Raw genomic sequence first — 23,685 nt, forward strand, 5'->3', positions numbered from 1 at the left:
AACTTCATTTCCTCATCTAATATTTTACGGGTTCTTAACGCCTCGCGGGCGGGCGAGGGTTCCGGGAGGGGGCGAGAGGGACCCATGTCACTGCACGGTCCGGCATCCGCGTCCGGCCGCTCAGCGCCCTGCGCCTATGGTTGCTTCCAGCACTCCAGGACCACCCTGCCCCTCTAAGGACAGCGATGCCCGCCAACAAGACCGGCCCTTCCGGCAAGTCCGGTAAGAAAAAGAAGGGGCGCCGCGCCCGCCTGCTCGTGATCACCGTGGTGCTGCTGCTCGTCGCGGGCATCGGCTTCGGTGCGTACTGGAGCGTCAGCACCGTGCGTGCCTCCTTCCCGGAGACCAGCGGCACCCTCCAGCTCAAGGGTCTCGGTGGGGAGGTCAGGGTCGCGCGCGACGACCACGGCGTTCCGCAGATCTACGCGAACAGCGCCGAGGACCTCTTCCGCGCCCAGGGCTTCGTCCAGGCGCAGGACCGGTTCTGGGAGATGGACGTCCGGCGCCACCTGACGGCCGGCCGCCTGTCCGAGATGTTCGGCGAGGACCAGGTCGAGACCGACGCGTTCATCCGCACCATGGGCTGGCGGAAGGTCGCGCAGGAGGAGTACGACACCAAGCTGTCGGCCGCCACCAAGAAGTACCTCCAGGCCTACTCCGACGGGGTCAACGCCTACCTCAAGGACCATCAGGGCAAGTCGCTGTCCGTCGAATACGCGGCCCTGGAGTTCAAGAACGACTACAAGCCCGAGAAGTGGACGCCCGTCGACTCGGTCGCCTGGCTCAAGGCCATGGCCTGGGACCTGCGCGGCAACGTGCAGGACGAGATCGACCGCTCCCTCGCCTCCACGCGGCTGAGCCCCCAGCAGATCGAGCAGCTCTACCCGGCGTACCCGTACGACCGGAACAAGCCGGTCGTCGAGGGCGGGGCCATCGACCCGGCGACGAAGGAGTTCGACCCGAAGGCCACGCCGGCGGCGCCGGGCTCCACCGGCGAGACCGGCGGGACCGGGCGCACCGGCAACGCGCGCACGGGCACGCCGGGCGGCACGGGCGCCCAGGGCAACGCCGGGACCCCCAATGCGGCGGGCGGCGCCGGCGGCAACGGCAGCGCGGCCACCAGCGGCGGCGCCGGCGCGGCCGGCGGCCTGCACACCGGCCTGACGTCGCTGTCCAGCACCCTCGACAAGATCCCGGCGCTGCTCGGCAAGTCCGGCAACGGCATCGGATCCAACGCGTGGGTCGTCTCCGGGCAGTACACGACGACCGGCAAGCCGCTGCTCGCCAACGACCCGCACCTGGCCCCGCAGATGCCCTCGCTCTGGTATCAGATGGGCCTGCACTGCACCAAGACCGGCCCGTCCTGCCCGTTCGACGTCGCCGGCTACACCTTCGCGGGCATGCCCGGCGTCGTCATCGGCCACAACCAGGACATCGCCTGGGGCATGACCAAACTGGGCGCGGACGTCTCCGACCTCTACCTGGAGAAGGTCACCTCCAGCAGCTACCTCTACGACAACCAGCAGGTCCCCTTCGCCACCCGCAAGGAGACCATCAAGGTCGCCGGCGGCGACGAGCGCACCATCACCGTCCGCTCCACCCGCAACGGCCCCGTCGTCTCCGACCGCAACAGCGAGCTGGGCAAGGTCGGCCAGGACGCCCCCGTGAAGGACCCGGCGCCGGACCGCGCCGAGGGCTACGCTGTCTCCCTGCGCTGGACCGCGCTCGAGGCCGGCCGCACGATGGACGCCCTGATGGACCTCAACCGCGCCACTGACTTCGCGTCGTTCCGCAAGGCCGCGGCCGGCTTCGAGGTCCCCTCGCAGAACCTGATCTACGCCGACACCAAGGGCAACATCGGCTACCAGGCCCCCGGCCGCATCCCCGTCCGCAAGGGCGACGGCCGCATGCCCGCGCCCGGCTGGGACCCCGCCTTCCAGTGGACCGGCTACCTCAAGCCGCAGGAGCTGCCCTGGGAGCTCAACCCCAAGCGCGGCTACATCGTCACCGCCAACCAGCCGGTCACCGACAAGAAGTACCCCTACTCCCTCACCGGGGACTGGGGCTACGGCGCCCGCAGCAAGCGCATCGACGACCTGATCCAGTCGAAGATCAAGGACGGCGGCAAGATCTCGACGGACGACATGCAGAAGATGCAGATGGACAACAGCAGCGAGATCGCCAAGCTGCTCACGCCCTACCTGCTGAAGATCGACCTCAAGGGCACCAACGAGCGCGAGACGAAGTACGTCCGCGAGGCGCAGAAGCTCCTGGAGGGCTGGGACTACAACCAGGAAGCCGACTCGGCCGCCGCCGCGTACTTCAACGCCGTGTGGCGCAACACCCTCAAGCTCGCCTTCGGCAACAAGCTCCCCAAGGAGCTGCGCGTCAAGGGCCAGTGCCTGCGGGTCCACCCCACCAACGACGCCGGGCCCCAGGAAGACCTCGAAGGCAAGACCCGCCTCGTCCGCGAGTGCGGCGAGCGCGAGCCCGACTCGGCCCAGCCCGACGGCGGCGACCGCTGGTTCGAGGTCGTCCGCTCCATCCTCGACAAGCCCGGCGACGAGTGGTGGAAGACCGGCGGCCGCGGCGGCGCCGCCAACCGCGACGAGCTGCTCGCCCAGGCCATGAAGGACGCCCGCTGGGAGCTGACCTCCAAGCTCGGCAAGGACGTCAACTCCTGGAGCTGGGGCCGCCTCCACCAGCTCAACCTGAAGAACCAGACCCTCGGCAAGGACAGCCCCGGCATCGTCCGGTGGATGCTCAACCGCGGCCCGTGGAACCTGGCCGGCGGCGAGGCCGCGGTCAACGCGGCGGGCTGGAACGCGGCGGGCGGCTACGACGTGATCCGGGTCCCGTCGATGCGGATGGTCGTCAACCTCGCCGACCTCGACAAGTCCCGCTGGATCAACCTCACCGGCGCGTCCGGTCACGCGTACAACGCGCACTACTACGACCAGACGGACAAGTGGGCCAAGGGCGAGCTCCTGCCGTGGGCGTTCTCCGCGGACGCGGTGAAGAAGGCGACGGACGCGGAGCTCACTTTGAAGCCGTGAGCCCTGCGGGCGGCGCACTTCCCCGGAGGGGTTCCGCCCGGCTCGGCACCGCCGGTCACGCCGGCGGGGGCTGAGCGCCGTTGCGGCGGATGTGCCCGGACGGGCTGGATTTTGCTGGGGTCCCAGCAAAATCCAGCCCGTCCGGCGTTGAGGACGAGCGCGCTAGCGCGAAAAGCGCCGCACGCCGCTCGGGGTGACCACCGCGTCCACGGGACGGTCATGCGCCTCCGCCGGGACCTCGGCGATCACTTCGCTGTCGTACAGCAGCACCACCAGCGACGGCGTCGCCCCCGCCCGCTCAAGCCGGGCCAGAACCCGGTCGTAGGAACCCCCGCCGCGCCCGAGCCGCATCCCCCGGCCGTCCACGGCCAGTCCCGGCAGCAGCACCGCGTCCGCGGACGTCACGGCCTCCGGCCCGAGCCGGAGGCCGTCCGGCTCCAGGAGCCCCCTCCCCGCCCGTACGAGACGGTCCGGGCCCTCGTAGACCGCCCAGTCGAGATCGTTGTCCTCCAGGAGGACGGGAAGCAGCACCCGTACCCCCCGTCGGCGGAGCGCCTCCAGGAGCGCGCGCGTGCCCGGCTCACGCCCCACAGAGACGTAGGCGGCCACCGTTCCCGCCTCCGCGAGCTCCGGGAGCTCCAGTGCGCGGCGGGCCAGCGCGTCCCCCGTCGCGACCACGTCATCCGTGGTCAACGCGGATCTCACCGCCAGGAGACCCCGCCGCAACTCGGCCTTCGTACCGTCGTACTTGATCACTGTGCGTACAAACTCCTTGGCTGGGGGCATACTCGGTGGAGCCTCATCCTCCGCACAATCTCAACGGATAGTGTTCGGCCCATGACTCACTCGCGTCCTCGGATCAGCAAGGCTGTCATCCCTGCAGCCGGTCTCGGCACCCGATTTCTGCCTGCCACCAAGGCCACGCCCAAGGAAATGCTGCCTGTCGTGGACAAGCCGGCGATCCAGTACGTGGTGGAGGAGGCCGTTCTCGCCGGCCTCTCGGACGTCCTCATGATCACAGGGCGTAACAAGCGACCGCTCGAGGACCACTTCGACCGCAACTACGAGCTGGAAGAGGCGCTGCGCCGCAAGGGCGACGAGTCCCGGCTCGCGCGCGTGCAGGAGTCGAGCGACCTGGCGACCATGCACTACGTCCGCCAGGGCGATCCCCGGGGCCTCGGCCACGCCGTCCTGTGCGCCGCCCCGCACGTGGGGAACGAGCCCTTCGCCGTCCTCCTCGGCGACGACCTGATCGACATCCGGGACCCGCTGCTCTCCCACATGGTCGCGATCCAGCGCAAGCACGGCGGCAGCGTGATCGCCCTCATGGAGGTCGAGCGCGCCCAGATCGGGATGTACGGCTGCGCGGCCGTGAAGCCGACCGACGCCGAGGGCGTGGTGCAGGTCACGGGCCTGGTCGAGAAGCCCGAGCCGTCCGAGGCGCCCAGCAACTACGCGGTGATCGGCCGGTACGTCCTCGACCCGGCCGTCTTCGACGTGCTGCGCGAGACCCCGCCCGGCCGCGGCGGAGAGATCCAGCTCACCGACGCCCTGCAGGCGCTCGCCGCCGAGCCCGGCCTCGGCGGGCCCGTGCACGGCGTGATCTTCAAGGGCCGCCGCTACGACACCGGTGACCGCGGCGACTACCTCCGCGCCATTGTCAGACTGGCCTGCGAGCGCGAAGATCTTGGTCCGGACTTCCGCGCCTGGCTCCGTCGCTATGTGAACGAGGAGATGTAACCCCTTGAGCAGCACCGCCGACACGGCCACCGGCTCCGTCCCCGCCCCGACGGACGGGCGGGACGACCCGGGCCGCCTGTGGACGGTGGACGAGCACCTCGCCGACATCCTGGCGAAGGTCCGCCCCCTGGAGCCGATCGAGCTGCAGCTGCCCGAGGCCCAGGGGTGCGTCCTGGTCGAGGACGTCACCGTCCCGGCCGCCCTCCCGCCCTTCGACAACAGCTCCATGGACGGCTACGCGGTCCGCACGGCCGACGTCGAGGGCGCCACGGAGGAGTTCCCGGCGGTCCTCACCGTCGTCGGCGACGTCGCCGCGGGCAGCGGCACGCCGCCCGCGGTCGGCCCCGGCGAGGCCGCCCGGATCATGACCGGCGCCCCGCTGCCGCCCGGCGCCGAGGCCGTCGTCCCCGTCGAGTGGACGGACGGCGGCACGGGCGCCGGCCCCGCCGACGCCATGGCGGCCCACAGCGCGGTCCCCGAGCGCTCCGGCGGGGAAGTCCGCATCCACCGCCCCGCCGCCGCCCGCGCCCACGTCCGGGCCCGCGGCAGCGACGCGTGCACGGGCGAGCTCGCCCTCGCCGCCGGGACCGTCCTCGGCCCGGCCCAGATCGGGCTGCTCGCGGCCATCGGGCGCGCCACGGTCCTGGTGCGCCCGCGCCCGCGCGTGGTCGTCATGTCCACCGGCAGCGAGCTCGTCCAGCCCGGCGAGGAGCTCGCGCCCGGCCGGATCCACGACTCCAACAGCTTCGTGCTCTCCGCCTGCGCGCGGGACGCCGGGGCCATCGCGTACCGCGTCGGCGCCGTCGACGACGACGCCGAGACCCTGCGCGCCACCCTGGAGGACCAGCTCATCCGCGCCGATGTCGTCGTCACCAGCGGCGGTGTCAGCGTCGGCGCGTACGACGTGGTCAAGGAGACGCTGTCCGGGCTCGCCGGCGAGGAGGGCAGCGTCGCCTTCCGGCGGCTGGCCATGCAGCCCGGCAAGCCGCAGGGTTTCGGCCGGATCGGCCCCGACCGGATCCCGCTCTTCGCCCTTCCCGGCAACCCCGTCAGCTGCTACGTCTCCTTCGAGCTCTTCGTCCGCCCCGCCCTGCGGGCGCTCATGGGGCTCGACCCGGTCGACCGCACCACCGTGCGCGCCGTGTGCACCGACGCCGTCACGTCGTCGCCGGAGGGCCGCCGCCAGTTCCTGCGCGCGCGGTACGAGGCGGGCGACGGCACGGTCTCGCTCGTGGGCGGCGCGGGCTCGCACCTGGTGAAGGCCCTCGCGCAGGCCAACGCGCTCGTCGTCGTCCCCGAGGCGGCCACGGCCTTGGAGGCCGGCTCCGAGGTCGACGTCATTCCGCTGGGCTGACCCCTCCCCGGGGCGCTGCCGGTACGGTGTCTGCCCACACAGGACCGGACCAGGAGAAGCATGAGCAGCGCCGCCGCCCAGGACTCGCCGGAGCCCTCCCGCCTCACCCACCTCGACGGTGCGGGAGCGGCCCGGATGGTCGACGTCTCGGCCAAGGAGGTCACCGCGCGCACGGCCCGTGCCAGCGGCCGCGTCCTCGTCTCGCCGCGCGTCGTCGCGCTCCTGCGCGGCGAGGGCGTCCCCAAGGGCGACGCCCTCGCCACCGCCCGCATCGCCGGCATCATGGCCGCCAAGCGCACCCCCGACCTGATCCCGCTCTGCCACCCGCTGGCGCTCTCGGGCGTGAAGGTCGACCTGTCGGTCGCCGACGACGCCGTGGAGATCACCGCCACGGTGCGGACGACGGACCGCACGGGCGTGGAGATGGAGGCGATGACCGCGGTGAGCGCGGCCGCCCTGACGGTCGTCGACATGGTGAAGGCCGTCGACAAGGGCGCGGTGATCACGGACATCAGGGTGGAGGAGAAGACGGGCGGGAAGTCGGGCGACTGGAGCCGGTCATGAGCGCCCCGGAGCATCCGATGAGGGCCCTGGTCGTCACCGCCTCCAACCGCGCCGCCGCGGGCGTCTACGAGGACAAGGGCGGCCCCCTCCTCGCCGCCGGCCTCACGGACATGGGCTTCGCCGTGGACGGGCCCGTCGTCGTCCCCGACGGGGAGCCCGTCGCGGCGGCCCTCCGGGACGGGGTCGCCGCCGCCTATGACGTGATCGTCACCACCGGCGGCACCGGCCTGTCCCCGACCGACCGCACGCCCGAGGCGACCCGCCCCCTCCTCGACCGCGAGGTCCCCGGCATCGCCGAGGCCGTCCGCGCCGAGGGCCTGGCGAAGGTGCCCACGGCCGCGCTCTCCCGCGGTCTGGCCGGCCTGGCCGGCCGCACGCTGATCGTGAACCTGCCCGGATCGACGGGCGGCGTCCGCGACGGCCTCGCCGTGCTGGGCCGGCTGCTGGTCCACGCCGTGGAGCAGGTCCGCGGGGGCGACCACCCGAGACCCGGGGGCCCGCACTGAACGCCGGCTGGCCGGCCGAGCCGGCGGACGGGGACGTCGTCCTGCGCCCCATCCGGATGCGCGACCAGCACCAGTGGCGCGAGGTCAACCGGCGCAACCGCGACTGGCTGCGCCCCTGGGAGGCCACGATCCCGCCGCCCCCGCCCGGCGGCCCGGTCACGCACCGCCCCACGTACCGGCAGATGGTGCGGCACCTGCGGGCCGAGGCGAACGCGGGGCGCATGCTGCCGTTCGTCATCGAGTACCAGGGCCGGCTGGCCGGCCAGCTGACCGTGGCGGGGATCACGTGGGGCTCGATGTGCTCGGCCCACGTCGGCTACTGGGTGGACGAGGCCGTCGCCGGCCGCGGCGTGATGCCGACCGCGGTCGCGCTCGCCGTGGACCACTGCTTCCGTGCCGTCGGCCTGCACCGCGTGGAGGTGTGCATCCGGCCGGAGAACCTCCCCAGCCGCCGCGTGGTGGAGAAGCTCGGCTTCCGCGAGGAGGGGCTGCGGCCCCGCTACCTCCACATCGACGGCGCCTGGCGCGACCACCTGGTCTACGCACTGACGGCCGAGGAGGTCCCGGAGGGGCTCCTGCAGCGCTGGCACCGGTCCCGCCCCGGCACCCCCCAGAAATAGAATAGATATTCGAAAGTGACCGTCAATTGACGGTTTTCGAGTCGACTCGGTCCCAACAATCACAAAAAAAGTTCGAGATATCAGCCGGATCGTGCGACACACCGGGCCAATTGGCGGAATCCCCTGCGCGTACCCCTCTACGGTGTGAAGTGTGAGCAGCAGCGGCCTCATCTACGCAGTCATCGTCGGGGCCTGGGCCGCCTACTTGGTGCCGATGTGGCTCCGTAGGCAGGACGAGCTCAATGAAGCCCGTCCGACGGAACGCTTCAGCACCGCCATCCGGCTCTTGTCCGGGCGGGCGGGAATGGAGCGCCGTTACGCCAAGGACCTGGAAGTGCGCGCCGCCGACGACGCGCCGGTCTCAAGCGAGCCCGGGGAGCCGGCGGCCCGTGCGCCCGAGCCGGAAGCGCCGACCGAAATGGTCGACGTCCGGCCCTTCGGCATGCCCGGAGGAGGTGGCGCGCCCCCGGCGCAAGCGCCGGCCTCCGCGGGCCCGCCCGCGGGCTCTCCGGGCGCCCAGGGGGCCGCGAGCGAGCGCGCCGGGTCCTCCGCGGCCCCGACGGCCGCGGCCGCACGCGCCCGGCGCACCAAGGTCCTCGCGCGCCGGCGCCGCACCACGGTCGTGCTCTTCCTCGCCTTCACCCTGGGCGCGGTCGTCGCCGGCGTCGGCGGCCTGGCCTTCCTGTGGGTGCCGGCCGTCCCGGCGGCGCTGCTCAGCGCGTACATCGTCTACCTGCGGCTCCAGGAGCGGCGGCGCTTCGCCTTCACCATGGACCAGCGCCGCGCCGAACTGGCCGCCCAGCGCCTGCGCGAGGGCCGCGTCCGCCCTCGCCAGGCGGCGGACCCCCACGCCGCCGCCGACCCCGTTGACACCGTCGCCCATCCGGCGCCCGCCGCCGACCACACGGTCGAGCCGTCGCCCGCCGCGGGCCGCCGCGCCCTCGTGGAGCAGACGGACCACGCGGAGTGGGTCGACCAGCAGCGCGACCGCGGCGCGGCCGAGGGCTGGGACCCGGTCCCCGTCCCCCTGCCCACCTACGTCACCGCACCGGTCGCCCCGCGCGCCGGCGACGACACCGACCTGGGTGCCCCCGACGCCTGGAGCTCCGCCCGCTCCAGCACCGCCGACCCGGCGGCGGACCGCGCCCGCGCCGCCGCGGAGGAGCGCCGCCCGTCCCGCGCCCGCCGCCGCCCCCGCGAGGGCGGCCGCACGCCCCTCTTCGACCAGTACGCCGACGACGACCGCCCCCGCGCCGCCAACGAGTGACCCGCGCCACTTCACCGGCCCGGCCGCCTGACCAGCGGGGAGCGGATTACCGGGCACCCGGATGGAGCTGCTAGAGTTTCACTCGTTGCAAGGGCCTGTGGCGCAGTCCGGTAGCGCACCTCGTTCGCATCGAGGGGGTCAGGGGTTCGAATCCCCTCAGGTCCACAGCAATAGATCCCGTCCGATCATCTCGATCGGACGGGATCTTTTTCATGTGCCCCTGCGGGCGCCGCAGTTGCGCGGCCGCAGCCGCGGTCAGAGCTTGCGGGCCACGCGCCGGGCCACCTTCACCACGTCACCCGCCGGCTTCGTCCGCAGGGCCGGGCGGTGGTGGAGCCAGTCCTCTTCCATGGCGTACCAGTCGATGGGCTTCGGCTTGCGGCGGGTCGTGAGGGAGGCGTCCAGTTCCTTGAAGTACGCCGTCCAGCGCTTGCGGTAGAGGCCGCCGACCAGGCCCGACCACTCGCGGTTGGCGTAGTCGTGGAGCTTGCCGGCGTCGGCGGAGGGGCGGGGGCCCCAGGTGGTGAGGAGCGTGAGGGCGTCCTGTTCGAGGCGGTCGCGTTCGGCCTCGGAGGAGCCCCAGGCGCGGGCGGCCGCCGTCCAGTGGCTGAGGAGGTGGCGTTCGTCGGTGGCGACCGTCTCTTCGAGGAGGGTCATCCAGTCGAGCCACTGGCGGGTCAGGTCGCCCAGGCGGGCCCGGTCGCCCGCCTCGTAGGCCGTCTTGATGCGGGGGAGCAGGGTGCGGCTGCGGTTGGCGATCGACTGGCGCGTCACGTCCAGGAGGTCGTAGCGGTAGGCGGAGCTGCCGCGCAGGGCGGGGGCGACCGCGAGGAGCTCGGGCAGGGCTTTGTCGAAGGCGTCCGCGTCGTAGCGGAGTTGCCGCGGTGACCAGGTGGCGGCGTGGGTGACGGCCAGGTCGGGGCGGGCGCCGAAGAGGCCGTCGGCGGCCTCGCTCCAGCCGTCCTCGCGGCTCGTGCCGTAGGCGGTGCGGCGCAGGACGTCCCAGGCGCGCACGGCGTGCGGGTCGGCGGCGCCGTAGCGGTAGCGGGGCCACCGCGCGAACCAGTCCTCCAGGTCGATCCGGCCGTCGGTCCAGGCCAGGTCGCTGAAGAGGGCGAGCGCGGCGGGGTTGTTGTCGGCGGCCTCGGGCATCAGGGCGATGCCCTTGAGCGCGCTGCCGGGCTTGGTGCGCCAGTCCTCGTAGAGCCTCGCCCAGTCGCGGGTGTTGGCGCCCATGGCCGTGTGCCCGCCGAAGTTCCAGATGGAGCCGAAGGCGTACGGGGTGCCGCCCCAGTCGTCCTCGCGGTCGGTGACCTTGGGGTAGTGGTCGGGGACGCCGTCCAGGACGAGCATCCGGTCGCGGTCGACGGCGTCGAGGATCGCCCGGCGCGGGTTCTCCTGCCAGCCGAGGATCGCCCAGGTGGCGCGGGGGCGGGCGGCGCGCAGGGCCTTCTCGACGGCGCGGGCGGCGTCGGCGACGGGCACGTCGCCGGGTTTGCCGCCCTCGTGCAGCAGGTCCATCTTGTACATGGATGTGGCGCCGTAGAGCTCCTTCTGGACCCGGTAGAAGGTCGCCGCGACGCGCCGGAAGTGCGCGGTGCGCGGGTCGAGCCAGTCGGGCCGGCGGAAGCCGCCCCACGTGCCCTGCGGGACGGTGCGGGCGCCGGCGTTGCGCTGGGCGAAGCCGGGCGGCACGGTGCCGTAGTAGCCGGGGAGGACGGGCGTCATGCCCAGCTCCCGCAGCCGGCCGACGATCTTCTTCGCCAGGGCCGTGCGGCGCTCCAGCAGCCCGGCGGAGAGCGGCCCGCCGTAGCCCTCCATGTTCTGCAGCAGCCACCACGGCTGGTGCGCCGGGCCCGGCAGCCACGCGCGCAGCTCGGCGTCGCCGTAGCCGTGCTCGCGGAACGTGCGGTGGTAGACCGCGTCCGCGCCCGCGTAGACGAGCACCTCGTTGAAGCCGTGCAGCGCCAGTACATCGATTTCGCGCTGCCAGTAGTCCCACCCGTTGTAGGGGCCGGTGTAGCCGTCGCTGGTGTCGTTGAGCACGAAGCGGTGGGGGACGTTCGCGGTCCTGACGACGGGGGTACGGACGCCGGGAAGGCGGGCGGGCAGGGCCGCGGTCTGCGCCCCGTTCCAGGAGAAGTGGGCGTGGGCGACGTGTCTGAGGTACCAGTGGAAGCCCGTGAGCTGCACGGCGGGCGTCGTGCCCGACACCTCCAGCGCGCCCTCCCGCCCGGACACCCGGAAGGCGTCCGCCCCGCCCTTGCGCGGCACCGTGCGGAAGGTGACCTGCCGGTGGTGGGCGGGCAGCAGCCGGGCGAGGGCCGCCGCGGCCGCTCCGGCGGCTCCCACGGCGGCCGCTGCGCCGTCTGCGTTCTCTGCGTTCTCCGCGTCGGGGAGCCCGGCCGAGGAGCTCTCGTCCCCCGCGGAGGCCACGGCCTCGGTGTCCGAGGAGCCGGAGTCCCCGTCGGGGCCGCCCGGCCCCCCGGGGCTCCCCGGCCCGGCCGCGGCGGCCACGCCGGGCACCGTCCCCAGGGCCGCCGCCCCCGCAAGGGCACCCAGGAGCCTGCGACGGGCAATATGCATGAGTGACCTCCACCGTGACGAGCGCGATGCTCCTGCGACAGGAGTGAACGGACCGGACCACTGGGGCGCATTACGCGCATTAGGCGCGGCGATCCTACGAGCTGATGAGCGCCACGCCGCAAGGGCGCGGGCGTCGAACCAGCCACGCCGGTTACATTTGGCACGAATGGCCCCATCGGAACGGCCCGGCCTGCTAAGCGCCACCGCTCCGGTCAGCCGCCGGCCCCGCCGGCCCGACCCGAGGAACCGCGTGCGACCGCTCACCGCAGCGCCCGGCGCCGTGGCCCTCGCCGCGGGCCTGCTGGGCATGGGCGCCCTGCTGAGCGGCTGCGCCGACCCCGGCGGCCTGGAGGTCTCCGGCCCCGCCCTCAGCCCCTCGCCCGGCACGGGGGCCGTCTACGTGACCGAGGCCGCGGACAAGCCGCCGCTGCGCCGCCCCGCCGCCCTCACCCTCTCGCCGGAGGCCGCCTTCACCGAGCTGCGCTGGCAGTCCTGGGGCGGCCAGACGGCCGAGGCGTACGGCAGCGTGCGCGGCACCTGGTGCCGGCCCGCCTGCGCCCCGGACCGGCCGTACGCCGCCAAGGTCACCCTCAGCGGCCTCGTCCGCCGCGACGGCAACGGCGGTGGCGACGACGAGGGCACCGCCTTCTACACCCGCGCCACCGTCGCCCCCGAGGGCCTGCCCGCCTCGCTCGCCCACGAGCTGCGCGACCTGCGGCTCCCCGTCCCCCCGCGTTAGCCGCCGAGGAGCTGGAAGCCATGGGACTGCGCACGAAGATCGGCGTGGCGATCACCGCCACCGCCGCCCTGGTCGCCGTCATCATGGGCCTCGTCGTCCACCACCGCACCGCCACCAGCCAGCTGGAGACCGCGCGGGAGTCCCTGGAGAGCCGGCTCGCCTCGGCCGTCGAGGACCACGCCGCGGGCGCCGACCGGCCGCGCACGCTCATCAACCCCGAGCGCATACCCGGGCCGCTGCGGAAGGCCGTCGAGGAGGGCAAGCGCGCCACCTACCTCGACCGCAGCGGCCCCGTACCGATGCTGTGGGCCGGCAGCCGCCTCGGCCGCGACACGATCGTCGTCAAGCACCCCTACTCCCGGCAGGCCGACAACCTCCGCAAGCTCGACGAGGCCCTGTGGTGGGCGGGCGGCTTCGGCACCGCCTTCGCCGGCGTCGTCGGCGTGGGCCTCGCGACCGTCGCCGGGCGCCGCCTCAACGCCTCCGCCCGGACGGCCGAGCGCATCGCCCACGGCGACCTCAGCGCCCGCCTCCGGCCGCGCGGCGGGCAGGACGAGATCGCCCGCCTGACCGTCGCCGTCAACACCATGGCCGACGCGCTGGCCGCCCGCCTCCAGGCCGAGCGCGAGGTCACCTCCAACATCGCCCACGAGCTGCGCACGCCCGTGGCCGGCCTGGTCGCCGCGGCCGAGGTGCTGCCGCCCGGGCGGCCCGCCGAAATGGTCCGGGATCGGGCCGAGCGCGTCCGGGCGCTCATGGAGGACGTCCTGGAGGTCGCCCGGCTGGACGGCACCGCCGAGCGGGCCGACACCGAGCTGCGGACGCTGGGCGAACTGACGCGGCGCGCGGTCCGCGCGGCCGAGGTGGACGGCAAGGACACCGCCGAGGTGCGGGTCGCGCGGGACTGCCTGGTCGAGACCGACGGCCGCCGCGTCGAGCGGATCCTCGCCAACCTCGTCACCAACGCCTTCCGGCACGGCGGCGCGCCCGTGACCGTGGAGGTCGACGGCGGCGCCGTCCGGGTCCGCGACGGCGGCCCCGGCTTCCCGCCCGAGCTGCTCACCCGCGGTCCCCAGCGCTTCCGCACGGGCTCCCGCTCCGGGCTCGGCCTGGGCCTGACCATCGCCGCGGGCCAGGCGCGGGTCCTCGGGGCGGCCCTGACCTTCGCCAACCCGGACGGCGGGGGCGCGCAGGCGACGCTGGACCTCACCGCGTCGGTACGGGACGGAGACCCGGCACCGGGCGGGGACCCCGGCCCTTCCTGAGGTGCGGGGCGGGCCGACTGCCCCAACAGTGGAAGCCATGAAAGACGACAACGTCCTCTTCCTGAACGTCCCCTCGCCCGAGAAGGGCCACCGGGCCCTGGACGCCCTGCGCGAGGCGCACTCCGCGGGCCGCCTGGGGCTCCGCGAAGGAGCGGTGATCTCCCGTGCCGACGACGGCACCCTCGACTTCCCCGACGCCGTCGACAACTCCGGCACGGCCCGCGCCTTCGCCGTCGGCGGCCTGATCGGCGGCCTGCTGGGCATTCTCGGCGGCCCGCTCGGCGTCATGATCGGCTTCGGGGCGGGCGGCCTCATGGGCGGCGTGCGCGACGCGCGCGAGGCCACGGCCGCGAACGCCGCCCTGGAGATGCTCGCGGCGGAGGTCCCGCCGGGCAGCACGGTCCTGGCCGTGGAGATCGTCGAGGACGGACCGGAGGAGGCCGACGCGATCCTGGAGCCGTACGGGGAGGCCACGCGCTACCGGACGGACGACATCCGCCACGAGGTGGAGGCGGCGATCGCTTCTACGTGACGCACGTGCCGGTGACGGCGGCACCGCATTCCGCCGGACCCTCGCCGTGGGGGCGTTTCGCCGCGGCGGCGGGAGGGGGGATCGGCGGGGCCTGCTCCCCCTGGATCCCGCCGTGGCAGCGGGGAAAGCACTCAGGGCCGCCGGGCCGCCCGGCAGGTTTACAGCCGCTTCGTGAAGCAGCGACTCCCCTCGTACGCGCGGTACATGCCGAACTTCTCCCGCTGCGGCACCGGCGCGTACCCGCTCGACACGTACAGCTCGATCGCCTCCGGCTGCTTCGTGCCCGTCTCCAGGACCATCCGCGTACGGCCCGCCGCCCGGGCGTCCTCCTCCAGCTCCGCGAGGATCCGGCGCGCGAGCCCGCGCCCGCGCGCCTCCGGTATCACGTACATCCGCTTCAGCTCGGCGTCGCCGTCCGCGTAGCCCTCGCCGCCCGCCGCCTCCCGGGCGCGCCAGCCGCCGGTGGCGACGGGCGCGCCGCCGGGCTCGTAGACGATGAGATACAGCCCACACGGCGGGGCGAACTGGGCCGGCTCCAGCGGGGTGAGATCGCCGTCTCCGTACCGCTGCGCGTACTCCAGTTGGACCCGGTCCTGGAGTTTCACCGCGTCGGGATGGTCGTATGCGACCGGCAAGATCTGCATTCAAGGCATCGTACGGAAGTCGGTATCGTGCCGGAATGCTGACCGTTACGAGCGTGAATGTGAATGGACTCCGTGCGGCCTCCAAGAAGGGCTTCGTGGAGTGGCTGGCGGGGACCGGGGCGGACGTCGTGTGCCTCCAGGAGGTCCGGGCCGAGCCGCACCAGCTGCCCGACGAGGTGCGCGAGCCGGAGGGCTGGTTCACGGTCCACGCCCCGGCGGCGGCCAAGGGGCGCGCGGGCGTCTCGCTCTACTCGCGGCGCGAGCCCGAGGCGGTGCGCATCGGCTTCGGGTCGGCCGAGTTCGACGGCAGCGGCCGGTACGTGGAGGCCGACTTCCCGGGCGTCACCGTCGCCAGCCTCTACCTGCCCTCCGGCGAGGTCGGCACGGAGCGGCAGGACGAGAAGGAACGCTTCATGGCGGAGTTCCTGCCGTACCTGGTGGGGCTGAAGACGCGCGCGGCGGCCGAGGGGCGCGAGGTCCTGGTCTGCGGCGACTGGAACATCGCGCACACCGAGGCCGACCTCAAGAACTGGAAGGCCAACCGCAAGAGCGCGGGCTTCCTGCCCGAGGAGCGCGAGTGGCTCGGCAAGGTCTTCGGCGAGTACGTGGACGTGGTCCGGGCCCTGCACCCGGGCATCGACGGTCCGTACTCGTGGTGGTCGTACCGCGGGCGGGCCTTCGACAACGACTCGGGCTGGCGCATCGACTACCTGGTCGCGACGCCGGGGCTGGCGGAGCGGGCGCTGAAGGCGACGGTGGAGCGGGCGGCCTCGCACGACCTGCGGTGGTCGGACCACGCGCCGGTGACGGGCGTCTTCGGCTGAGGCCGGGTGCGGGGTGCCGGGTGCGGGGTGCCGGCTTCCGGCTTCGGCCCCGGATCCGGCTTCGGTCCCGGATCCGGCTTTCGGCGCAATCACGCCCGTTTGCGCGCGCGGACTCCGGCTTCCCGCCCGCCGGCGGGTAGCGGGCTGCTTCAATTCCCTTCCGTGGAAGCACAGTTGGCCTGACCGGTCGGCGTGCGGGCGTGGTCGCGGCATGGCGCGCCCGTACGTCCCCGCCGCCGTCAGCCGGGCCTGGCGGATCCCGGTTCGTCGGCGGCGCCGTGCGCACCGAGCCAGACAGCCGGCTCGGTGCGCACGCGCCGGTCCAGGGCCATGGTGATCTCCGCGTCCATGACCGTCTTGGCGATGCTCCGCAGCTCGGCGAGGGCCGCGGCGGTGGCGGGCTCGCCCGGCCGCAGCCCGGCGAGCACGTGGGTGCGGATGAGCTCGGTGAACGTCCCGGCGAGGGCGTCCGCGTGGGCCCGCACCTCGTGGCCCGCGGCGAGGACCGCGGCCAGCGGGATGCCGTGCCGCACGAGTGCGGTCGAGGCGTCGAGGAGGCGGCGGCTGACGTGCACGATCTCGTCGCCGTCGACGCCGAGGTAGCCCATGTCGAGCGAGGCGGTGAGGTTCTCCGGGGTGACCTCGCCCGCGAAGCGGTCGGCCAGCTCGGCCGGGGTGAGGCGGACGGCGTCCTCCTCCTGCCACGGGACGGTGACCGTCGCCCCCGCCAGCCCCAGCAGTTCGCCCACGTCCCGCCCGCACTCGAAGGCGCTGATCAGCTCGGCGATGCCGCCGAGGGTGTGCCCGCGCTCCAGGAGCGCGGCGATCGTCCGCAGCCGGGCCAGGTGCTGCGGCCCGTACCAGGCGATGCGGCCCTCGCGGCGCGGCGGCGGCAGCAGCTTGCGCTCGCGGTAGAAGCGCAGCGTACGGGGGGTGATCCCGGCGGCGCCGGCGAGCTCGGCGGCACGGTATTGCCGTGCGGCGGGCTCGGCGGAATCCGTGGTGCGGCTCTGCCCCGCGGTCGTTTCGGGGCGCTCCCCGGCGCCTGCCGGCTCCTCGGTGCGGATCTTGCGCGCTGCGGGCGCCGCCGGCCCGGCCGCGCGGGGGCCTTGCCCGTGCGTGGCCGGCGCGCCGCCCGCCGAGCCTGCGGGATCCGACAGGCTGCCGGGCTCCGGCGCCGCCGGCCCCGCGGCGGGGGCCCCGGCCGCGCCTGCCGGCTCCGCCTCGCCGGCCGTCCCCGGCGCCCGGCGTTCCCCGGCCGGACCGGCGCCCCGCGCCGCCCCGCGGCGCCCCTCCTCGCCCATCGCGTCCCCCTCGTCCGTGGCCACGCGCGAAGCGTAAGCGTACGTGCGACCGGCGGTAACTTCCTTTCCCTGTACCCCTATCGCTCCGCCCGGGTCTGCCCTACGCTCCCCATCGTGCCAGTGATTGCTGGCGCAGTTGTGTCGAATCCGGGAGGCTGCGGCATGGCCGAGCAGACGCGTCAGCACGTACGGGTGGCGGTGATCGGGTCCGGCTTCGGCGGGCTGGGGGCGGCGATCCGGCTGCGCCGCGAGGGGATCACCGACTTCGTGGTCCTGGAGCGCGCCGGCTCCGTCGGCGGCACCTGGCGCGACAACACCTACCCCGGCTGCGCCTGCGACGTGCCCTCCCACCTCTACTCCTTCTCCTTCGCCCCCAACCCCGCCTGGCCGCGCAGCTTTTCCGGCCAGCCGCACATCCGGGCGTACCTGGAGCACGTCACCGACACCTTCGGGCTCCGGCCCCACCTGCGCCTCGACTCCGAGGTGCGGCACCTGCGCTGGGACGAGGAGCGGCTGCACTGGGAGGTCGGCACGGCGTCCGGCGACTACACGGCCGACGTCGTCGTCTCCGCCGCCGGCCCCCTCGCGGACCCACGCATTCCGCAGATCCCCGGCCTGGACTCCTTCCCCGGCAAGGTCTTCCACTCCTCCCGCTGGGACCACGACTTCGAGCTGCGCGGCAAGCGCGTCGCCGTGATCGGCACGGGCGCCTCCGCGATCCAGATCGTGCCGGGCATCCAGCCCGAGGCGGGCCGCGTCACCCTCTTCCAGCGCACCCCGCCGTGGGTGCTGCCCCGCTTCGACCGCCCCGTCTCGGCCGCCGAGCGCTGGCTGCACACCCGGCTGCCCGTGACGGCGGCGCTGCGCCGCGGCGTCCTGTGGGGCATCAGGGAGCTGCAGGTCAGCAACTTCACCAAGCACCCGGAGCGGATGCGCGTGGTGGAGAAGCTGGCGCTGTCCCACATGCGCAAGGCCATTGCGGACCCGGCCCTGCGCGCCCGGCTGACGCCGGACTACCGCATCGGCTGCAAGCGCATCCTGCTCTCCAGCGACTACTATCCGGCGCTCGCCCGCCCGAACGTGGACCTGGTGGCCTCGGAGCTGGCCGAGGTGCGGGGCTCTACGCTCGTCGCCGCCGACGGCACGGAGGCCGAGGCCGACGCCATCGTCTTCGGGACGGGCTTCCGGGTCACGGACATGCCGATCGCCGAGCGGGTCACCGGCGCCGGCGGCGTGACGCTCGCCGAGGCGTGGAAGGGCGGCATGGCGGCCCTGCGTGGCACCAGCGCCGCCGGCTTCCCCAACTTCCTCACCGTCATCGGGCCCAACACCGCGCTGGGCAACAGCTCGATGATCCTCATCATCGAGTCCCAGCTGAACTACCTGGCCGACTTCATGCGGCAGCTGGACACCCTCGGCGGCAGGGCGGCCCTGGACGCCCGCCCCTCCGCGGTCAACGCCTGGAACCGGCACATCCAGCACCGCATGGAACGCACGGTCTGGAGCACCGGCTGCCAGAGCTGGTACCTGGACGCGAACGGCCGCAACACCACGGTCTGGCCCGGCACCACCGCCGAGTTCCGCAAGGTCACCCGCCACGTGAACCTCTCCGAGTACCAGGTGCTGCGGCCACCGCGCACGCCCCGCACGGCCGCGCCCGTGGCGGCGGGGGCCGCGGGGACGGAGGCCGCGCGATGAGCCGGGTGAGCCTCGAAGGCCAGGTCGCCGTCGTCACCGGAGCCGCCCGCGGCGTGGGCGAGCAGCTGGCCCGCAAGCTGTCGGCGCGCGGCGCGCGCGTCGCGCTGGTGGGCCTGGAGCCGGACGAGCTGGCCCGGGTCGCGGCCTCGCTGCACGAGGACGCCGCGCACTGGCACGCCGACGTCACCGACCACGCGGTCATGGCGCAGGTCGCCCGCGAGGTCAAGGCCCGCTTCGGCAAGGCCGACATCGTCGTGGCCAATGCCGGTGTCGCCGCGGGCGGCCCCTTCGCCGGCTCCGACCCCGAGAGCTGGCGCCGCGTCGTGGACGTCAACCTCGTCGGCAGCGCCGTCACGGGCCGCGCGTTCCTGCCCGTTCTTGCCGAGAGCCGCGGCTACCTGCTGCAGGTGGCCTCGCTCGCGGCGATGGCCCCGGCGCCGCTGATGAGCGCCTACTGCGCGTCGAAGGCGGGCGTCGAGGCGTACGCGCACTGCCTGCGCGGCGAGGTCGCCCACAAGGGCGTCCGGGTCGGCGTCGCCTATCTGAGCTGGACCGACACGGACATGGTGCGCGGCGCCGACGAGTACGAAGTGATGCGCGAGATGCGGCAGCGCCTGCCGTGGCCCGCGAACCGCACCTACCCGCTCGGCCCGGCGGCCGACCGCCTGGTCGACGGCATAGAGCGGCGCGCGGCGCACGTGTACGGGCAGGGCTGGCTGCGGCTGGTGCAGGGCGCCCGGGGCTGGCTGCCCGGCCTGCTCGCCCTCGGCGCGCGGCGCGAGATGCGGCGGTACGAGCCGAGGCTCGCGGGCATGCGCCCGGGGCTGGTGGGCGCGGGCGGGGCGGCGGACGAGAAGGAGCGCACCGGGGCGCCCAGGGCTTCCGGGATGTCCGGGGCGTAGCGCAGCGTAGCCATACGATATGCGGGCTAAGATGGGGCATGTCAGGCTGTTCCGGGGCGAAAACCCTTATTCGCCCCAATTCCCCTCGCCGAGGAGTGAGAGCAGCCATGGGCATCAAGGACGAGATGCAGGACAAGGCGCAGAAGGCCAAGCAGAAGCTGGAGCAGTCCAAGCAGCAGGCCCAGCAGAAGGGCCAGCAGGCACAGGACAAGCTCAAGGGGCGCCAGCAGCAGGGTCAGCAGCAGGGTCAGCAGCAGCAGTCCTTCGACGACATCCAAGACGAGCTCGACGACCGCACCTGAGGGGGCTGAGCCTCATGGCCAAGGGAGACAAGGCCAAGAGCAAGGCCGAGCAGCTCAAGCAGCAACAGGCCGAAAAGGCCGCGCAATCCGGCAAGAAGGCCAAACAGAACGCCAACGACAAGGCCCGCCAGGAACTGATCCGCAAGGAGCAGGAGGAGTGGGACCGTCGCGACACCTTCGACGAGAACTTCGAGATCTGACCATCGCGAACAGAGGCGAACAGAGGCGCACCCCGCAAGGGGTGCGCCTCTGTTGCTGCGCTCAGCTCCGCGGCGGCAGCTTCGGCCGCCGCAGGTCCGGCGCCCCCGAGTAGTCCGGCGGCTGTGCCGCGCCGTGCCGATCCAGCAGGTCGAGCGCGATCTGCACCGCGTCGTCGAGCTGCTTGTGCCGGCCTTCGGCCCAGTCGAGGGGCGTGCGGTCGATCTCGACGTCGGGCTCGACGCCGCGGTTCTCGATCGTCCAGCCGTACGCGTCGAACCACGCCGCGTTCATCGGCACCGTGATCGACGTGCCGTCCCCGAGCCGGTGCCGGCCGGTCATCCCGACCACGCCGCCCCAGGTGCGCAGGCCCACCACCGGGCCGATGCCCTGCAGCTTGAACGCGGCGGTGATCATGTCGCCGTCGGAGGAGGTCATCTCGTCGGCGATGGCGACGACCGGCCCGCGCGGGGCGTTGCTCGCGTACGACACCGGCTGGGCGTCGCGCGTGAGGTCCCAGCCGATGATGGTGCGGGTGAGCTTCTCCACGACCAGCTCGCTGATGTTGCCGCCCGCGTTGCCGCGCACGTCGACGATCAGGGCGGGGCGGGACATCTCCATGCGCAGGTCGCGGTTGAACTGGGCCCAGCCCGAGCCGCCCATGTCGGGGATGTGCAGGTAGCCGCACTTGCCGCCGCTGAGCTCCCGGACGACGGCGCGGCGCTTGGCCACCCAGTCCTGGTAGCGCAGCGGGCGCTCGTCCACGAGCGGGACGACGGCGACGCGGCGGGCGTGGCCCTCGGCCCCGGGCGCCCGGAACGTCAGCTCCACGGTGGTGCCGCCGGCCGCGCCCAGCAGCGGGTACGGGCCGGCCACCGGGTCGACGGGCCGGCCGTCGACGTGCGTGAGGGCCGCGCCCTCGCGGATGCCCGAACCGGCCAGCGGGGAGCGGGCCTTGGAGTCGGAGGAGTCGCCGGGCAGGATGCGCCGGACCGTCCAGGAGCCGTCCTTCTGGTGCGTCAGGTTGGCGCCGAGCAGGCCGATGGCGCGCTGGTAGTGCGGCGGGCCCTCGTTGCGGCGGGCGGGGGCGACGTAGGCGTGCGAGGTGCCCAGCTCGCCGAGGACCTCGCGCAGCAGGTCGGCGAAGTCGTCGGGGGTGGCGACCCGGTCGACCAGGGGCCGGTACTGGGCGAGCACCGCGTCCCAGTCGATGCCGCACATGCCCGGCTCCCAGAAGTACGCGCGGACGATCCGCCCGGCCTCCTCGTAGGCCTGCCGCCACTCGGCGGCGGGGTCGACGTCGTGCTTGATGCGCCGCATGTCGATGAAGACCGTCGACTCGGGGTCGGGGGTGTCCGTGGCCGGGACGGCCCGCAGGTCGCCCTCGTCGTTGACGACGAGGCGGGTGCCGTCGCCGCTGACCGCGAACCAGTCGAGGGAGCTGGAGAGTTCGGTGCGCTTGGCCTTGGTGAGGTCGAAGTGCTCCAGGGTGGGGCGGCCCGAGGTGTCGGCGGGGTTGGCGAAGGTCTCGCCGAGCGCGCCGGAGATCGGCCAGCGCAGCCACACCAGGCCGCCGCCGCTGACCGGGCGCAGCGACGAGTACTTCGAGGCGGCCACGGGGAAGGGCGTCACCCGGCTCTCCAGCCCCTCCACCTCGATCAGCGTCGGCCCGGCCCCGGTGTCCTCCAGGTCCAGGCCGCCGGCCGCGGGCCGGCCCTCGGCGGACAGCGCGAACGGCGAGGGCGTCGCCGAGGACAGCGGGACGAGGTAGGGGCGGCAGCCGAGCGGGAAGGACAGGTCGCCGGTGTGCACGTCGTAGACGGGGTCGAAGCCGCGCCAGGAGAGGAAGGCCAGGTAGCGGCCGTCGCGGGTGAAGACCGGCTGCTCGTCCTCGAAGCGCCCGTTGGTCACGTCGACGACCAGGCGGTCCTTGAGCCGCGCGATCTTGATCTGGCGCAGGGAGCGGCCGATGCCGGGGTGGGACCAGGCCAGCCACTCCGAGTCGGGCGAGAAGGCGAGGTCGCGCACCGGCCCGTTGACCGACCGGATCAGCTCGCTCACCTCCCCGGTGCCTTCGCCGGAGGGGGCGCCCTCGTCCGGTCCGGCACTTTCGGCGGATCCCGCGCCCTCGTCCGGCCGCGTCCCGGAGCCGGAGCCCGTGCCTTCGCCCGGTCCCACGCCCTCGGCCGAGGTGTCCACGAGCAGCAGCCGGCCGTCGTGCGTGGCCAGGGCCAGCCGCTCGCCGTCAGGAGAGGCGAGGGTCTCGTGCACCCTCCCGATCCGTCCCGCGCCGAGCCGCCGCGGCTCGGCGGGCCCCGCGGCGCGCGGCAGCTGGGCGATCTCGATCGCGTCCTCGCCCTCCGCGTCCGTCACGTAGGCCACCTGCCCGGACGCGCCGAGCATCTCCGGCAGCCGTACGCGGACGCCCGGGGTGTCGGCGATGGTGCGGGCGGGGCCGTCGCGGTGGGTGAGCCAGTAGAGGCTGCCGCGCACCTGGACGGCGCTCGCCCGGCCCGTCGTGTCCACGCTCACGCCGTCGACGTTGGAGGCGGCCTGCACCTGGTACGGGCGGCGCCCGGCGCGCGGCCCGCCCAGCGTCACCGTAAGGCGGCGCGGCTTCCCGTCCGGGCCGAGGTCGTCCACCAGCCACAGCTCGCCCGCGCACTGGTAGACGACGCGCTCGCCGTCGGTCGAGGCGTGCCGGGCGTAGAAGTCGTCGTGGTCGGTGTGGCGGCGCAGCTGCGAGCCGTCGGGCAGGCAGGAGTAGAGGTTGCCGACGCCCTCGTGGTCGGAGAGGAAGACGATCCGGCCGCCCGCGAACATCACCGAGTCGAGGTGGCCGCCGATCTCCGGCACCAGCCGCTTCTCCTGCGCGCCCAGCAGCCACAGCCGGCCCGTGGCCCCGCCGCGGTAGCGCTTCCAGGCGGCGGGCTCGTGCGGCGGCTTGCCGGCCAGCAGCAGCGTGCGGTGCTCGCCGCCGGCCTCGCCGATCGCGATGTCGGACACCGGGCCCCAGGGCAGCCGCAGCCCCGGGCCGCCCTCGGTCGGCACCCGGTAGGCCCACGAGAAGTACGAGAACGGCTGGCCGTGCGAGGAGACGGCGAGGACGTCGTGGCCGCCGTTGCGGTCCGAGGGGGCCCAGCCGCAGACGCGGGTGTCGGTGCTGCCCCAGTAGGTGAGCCGGCGGGCGGGACCGCCGTCGACCGGGGCCAGGTGGATCTCGGGGTCGAGGCTGCGCCAGTTCGTGTAGGCGATGTGGCGGCCGTCGGGGGAGAAGCGGGGGTGGCCGACGCGGGTGCGGTCGACGGTCAGCCGCCAGGCCCGGCCGCCTGCCGCCCCCGGCTCCAGGGGGGCAAGCCACAGGTCGTCCTCCGCGGTGAAGCAGAAGAGATCACCGTGGAGATGAGGAAATCTCAGGTAAGAATCACTCACTCCACCATCGTTTCGGCCCCCGGGAGGCGCGGCAACTCGGTCACCGGGGCCGGGCCAGTAACCGGCCGTGACGGAGAACACTGGCGAAACGGCGCCGTTTCGATCCCGCGCCGTCGTAGTCTTCCAGGTGTACGAAACCGTTTCGTACGGGA

20 protein-coding genes and 1 tRNA gene are annotated in these 23,685 nt (G+C 73.7%); 16 read left to right on the forward strand and 5 right to left on the reverse strand.

Annotated features, from left to right (window positions below; all coding sequences use genetic code 11):
* Nucleotides 1-185: 185 nt before the first annotated feature.
* Nucleotides 186-3,056: a penicillin acylase family protein gene (locus IF61_RS0105465; RefSeq protein ID WP_030365089.1), complete on the forward strand. Its 2,871-nt coding sequence runs from the start codon at nt 186-188 to the stop codon at nt 3,054-3,056.
* A 162-nt stretch (nt 3,057-3,218) separates the two neighbouring features.
* Here IF61_RS0105465 and IF61_RS0105470 read toward each other — a convergent pair whose 3' ends face one another.
* Entirely contained in the window at nt 3,219-3,812 is a 594-nt protein-coding gene (locus IF61_RS0105470; protein ID WP_030365090.1) for a 5-formyltetrahydrofolate cyclo-ligase, read from the reverse strand.
* 81 nt (nt 3,813-3,893) lie between these two features.
* Between IF61_RS0105470 and galU the strand changes: the two genes are divergently transcribed.
* The 7 genes from galU to IF61_RS0105505 all read left to right on the forward strand — a co-directional run bounded on the left by galU (nt 3,894) and on the right by IF61_RS0105505 (nt 9,272).
* The gene (gene galU, locus IF61_RS0105475) at nt 3,894-4,796 is read left to right on the forward strand and encodes a UTP--glucose-1-phosphate uridylyltransferase GalU (protein WP_030365091.1); all 903 of its coding nucleotides are present in this window, start codon (nt 3,894-3,896) and stop codon (nt 4,794-4,796) included.
* A gap of 4 nt (nt 4,797-4,800) precedes the next feature.
* Complete coding sequence (gene glp, locus IF61_RS0105480) at nt 4,801-6,150, forward strand: molybdotransferase-like divisome protein Glp (RefSeq protein ID WP_078659979.1); 1,350 nt, start codon at nt 4,801-4,803, stop codon at nt 6,148-6,150.
* A gap of 30 nt (nt 6,151-6,180) precedes the next feature.
* The gene (moaC, locus tag IF61_RS0105485; RefSeq protein ID WP_397945739.1) at nt 6,181-6,714 is read left to right on the forward strand and encodes a cyclic pyranopterin monophosphate synthase MoaC; all 534 of its coding nucleotides are present in this window, start codon (nt 6,181-6,183) and stop codon (nt 6,712-6,714) included.
* Entirely contained in the window at nt 6,711-7,220 is a 510-nt protein-coding gene (locus IF61_RS0105490; protein ID WP_030365094.1) for a MogA/MoaB family molybdenum cofactor biosynthesis protein, read from the forward strand. The genes moaC and IF61_RS0105490 overlap by 4 nt, the downstream gene beginning before the upstream one ends.
* 56 nt (nt 7,221-7,276) lie before the next feature.
* Complete coding sequence (locus IF61_RS0105495) at nt 7,277-7,840, forward strand: GNAT family N-acetyltransferase (protein WP_052392428.1); 564 nt, start codon at nt 7,277-7,279, stop codon at nt 7,838-7,840.
* Nucleotides 7,841-7,991: 151 nt separating this feature from the next.
* Entirely contained in the window at nt 7,992-9,107 is a 1,116-nt protein-coding gene (gene sepX, locus IF61_RS0105500; protein ID WP_030365096.1) for a divisome protein SepX/GlpR, read from the forward strand.
* A gap of 91 nt (nt 9,108-9,198) precedes the next feature.
* Nucleotides 9,199-9,272, forward strand: a tRNA-Ala gene (locus tag IF61_RS0105505).
* Nucleotides 9,273-9,362: 90 nt separating this feature from the next.
* Here IF61_RS0105505 and IF61_RS0105510 read toward each other — a convergent pair.
* Nucleotides 9,363-11,693, reverse strand: a complete 2,331-nt coding sequence (locus tag IF61_RS0105510; protein ID WP_030365097.1) for an alpha-N-acetylglucosaminidase — start codon at nt 11,691-11,693, stop codon at nt 9,363-9,365.
* Between the two features lie 250 nt (nt 11,694-11,943).
* Here IF61_RS0105510 and IF61_RS0105515 point away from each other — a divergent pair, with 250 nt between their 5' ends.
* From IF61_RS0105515 to IF61_RS35715, 3 genes are read left to right on the forward strand one after another with little or no spacing between them, the layout of a single operon-like run.
* Nucleotides 11,944-12,432 carry a hypothetical protein gene (locus IF61_RS0105515; RefSeq protein ID WP_030365098.1) on the forward strand — a complete coding sequence of 163 codons (489 nt, stop codon included), beginning with the start codon at nt 11,944-11,946 and terminating at the stop codon, nt 12,430-12,432.
* 20 nt (nt 12,433-12,452) lie between these two features.
* On the forward strand, nt 12,453-13,697 hold the full coding sequence (locus IF61_RS0105520) for a sensor histidine kinase (RefSeq protein ID WP_030365099.1): 1,245 nt from the start codon (nt 12,453-12,455) through the stop codon (nt 13,695-13,697).
* Between the two features lie 37 nt (nt 13,698-13,734).
* Nucleotides 13,735-14,229, forward strand: coding sequence for a hypothetical protein (locus IF61_RS35715; RefSeq protein WP_052392429.1), 495 nt, complete (start codon nt 13,735-13,737; stop codon nt 14,227-14,229).
* A 158-nt stretch (nt 14,230-14,387) separates the two neighbouring features.
* On the opposite strand, the gene IF61_RS0105530 is transcribed toward IF61_RS35715, so the two are convergent.
* Nucleotides 14,388-14,873 carry a GNAT family N-acetyltransferase gene (locus IF61_RS0105530; protein WP_030365101.1) on the reverse strand — a complete coding sequence of 162 codons (486 nt, stop codon included), beginning with the start codon at nt 14,871-14,873 and terminating at the stop codon, nt 14,388-14,390.
* Nucleotides 14,874-14,908: 35 nt separating this feature from the next.
* On the opposite strand from IF61_RS0105530, the gene IF61_RS0105535 reads away from it, so the two are divergent.
* The gene (locus IF61_RS0105535) at nt 14,909-15,697 is read left to right on the forward strand and encodes an exodeoxyribonuclease III (RefSeq protein ID WP_030365102.1); all 789 of its coding nucleotides are present in this window, start codon (nt 14,909-14,911) and stop codon (nt 15,695-15,697) included.
* A 239-nt stretch (nt 15,698-15,936) separates the two neighbouring features.
* Here the strand turns inward: IF61_RS0105535 and IF61_RS0105540 are convergent, their stop codons facing one another.
* Nucleotides 15,937-16,635: a MerR family transcriptional regulator gene (locus tag IF61_RS0105540; protein ID WP_052392446.1), complete on the reverse strand. Its 699-nt coding sequence runs from the start codon at nt 16,633-16,635 to the stop codon at nt 15,937-15,939.
* Nucleotides 16,636-17,163: 528 nt separating this feature from the next.
* Here IF61_RS0105540 and IF61_RS0105545 point away from each other — a divergent pair.
* The 4 genes from IF61_RS0105545 (at nt 17,164) to IF61_RS0105560 (ending at nt 20,103) form a co-directional block, all read left to right on the forward strand.
* Nucleotides 17,164-18,699, forward strand: coding sequence for a flavin-containing monooxygenase (locus tag IF61_RS0105545; protein WP_030365104.1), 1,536 nt, complete (start codon nt 17,164-17,166; stop codon nt 18,697-18,699).
* Nucleotides 18,696-19,601: an SDR family oxidoreductase gene (locus tag IF61_RS0105550; protein ID WP_030365105.1), complete on the forward strand. Its 906-nt coding sequence runs from the start codon at nt 18,696-18,698 to the stop codon at nt 19,599-19,601. The genes IF61_RS0105545 and IF61_RS0105550 overlap by 4 nt, the downstream gene beginning before the upstream one ends.
* 107 nt (nt 19,602-19,708) lie before the next feature.
* A complete protein-coding gene (locus IF61_RS0105555; protein ID WP_030365106.1) occupies nt 19,709-19,903 on the forward strand; it encodes a hypothetical protein in 195 nt (64 codons plus the stop codon).
* A gap of 14 nt (nt 19,904-19,917) precedes the next feature.
* Nucleotides 19,918-20,103, forward strand: coding sequence for a hypothetical protein (locus IF61_RS0105560; protein ID WP_030365107.1), 186 nt, complete (start codon nt 19,918-19,920; stop codon nt 20,101-20,103).
* 61 nt (nt 20,104-20,164) lie between these two features.
* Here IF61_RS0105560 and IF61_RS0105565 read toward each other — a convergent pair whose 3' ends face one another.
* Complete coding sequence (locus IF61_RS0105565) at nt 20,165-23,533, reverse strand: S41 family peptidase (RefSeq protein WP_030365108.1); 3,369 nt, start codon at nt 23,531-23,533, stop codon at nt 20,165-20,167.
* Between the last annotated feature and the right edge of the window lie 152 nt (nt 23,534-23,685).

Origin of the sequence: Streptomyces roseoverticillatus (genome assembly GCF_000719265.1) — a bacterium.
Lineage (GTDB): Bacteria > Actinomycetota > Actinomycetes > Streptomycetales > Streptomycetaceae > Streptomyces > Streptomyces roseoverticillatus.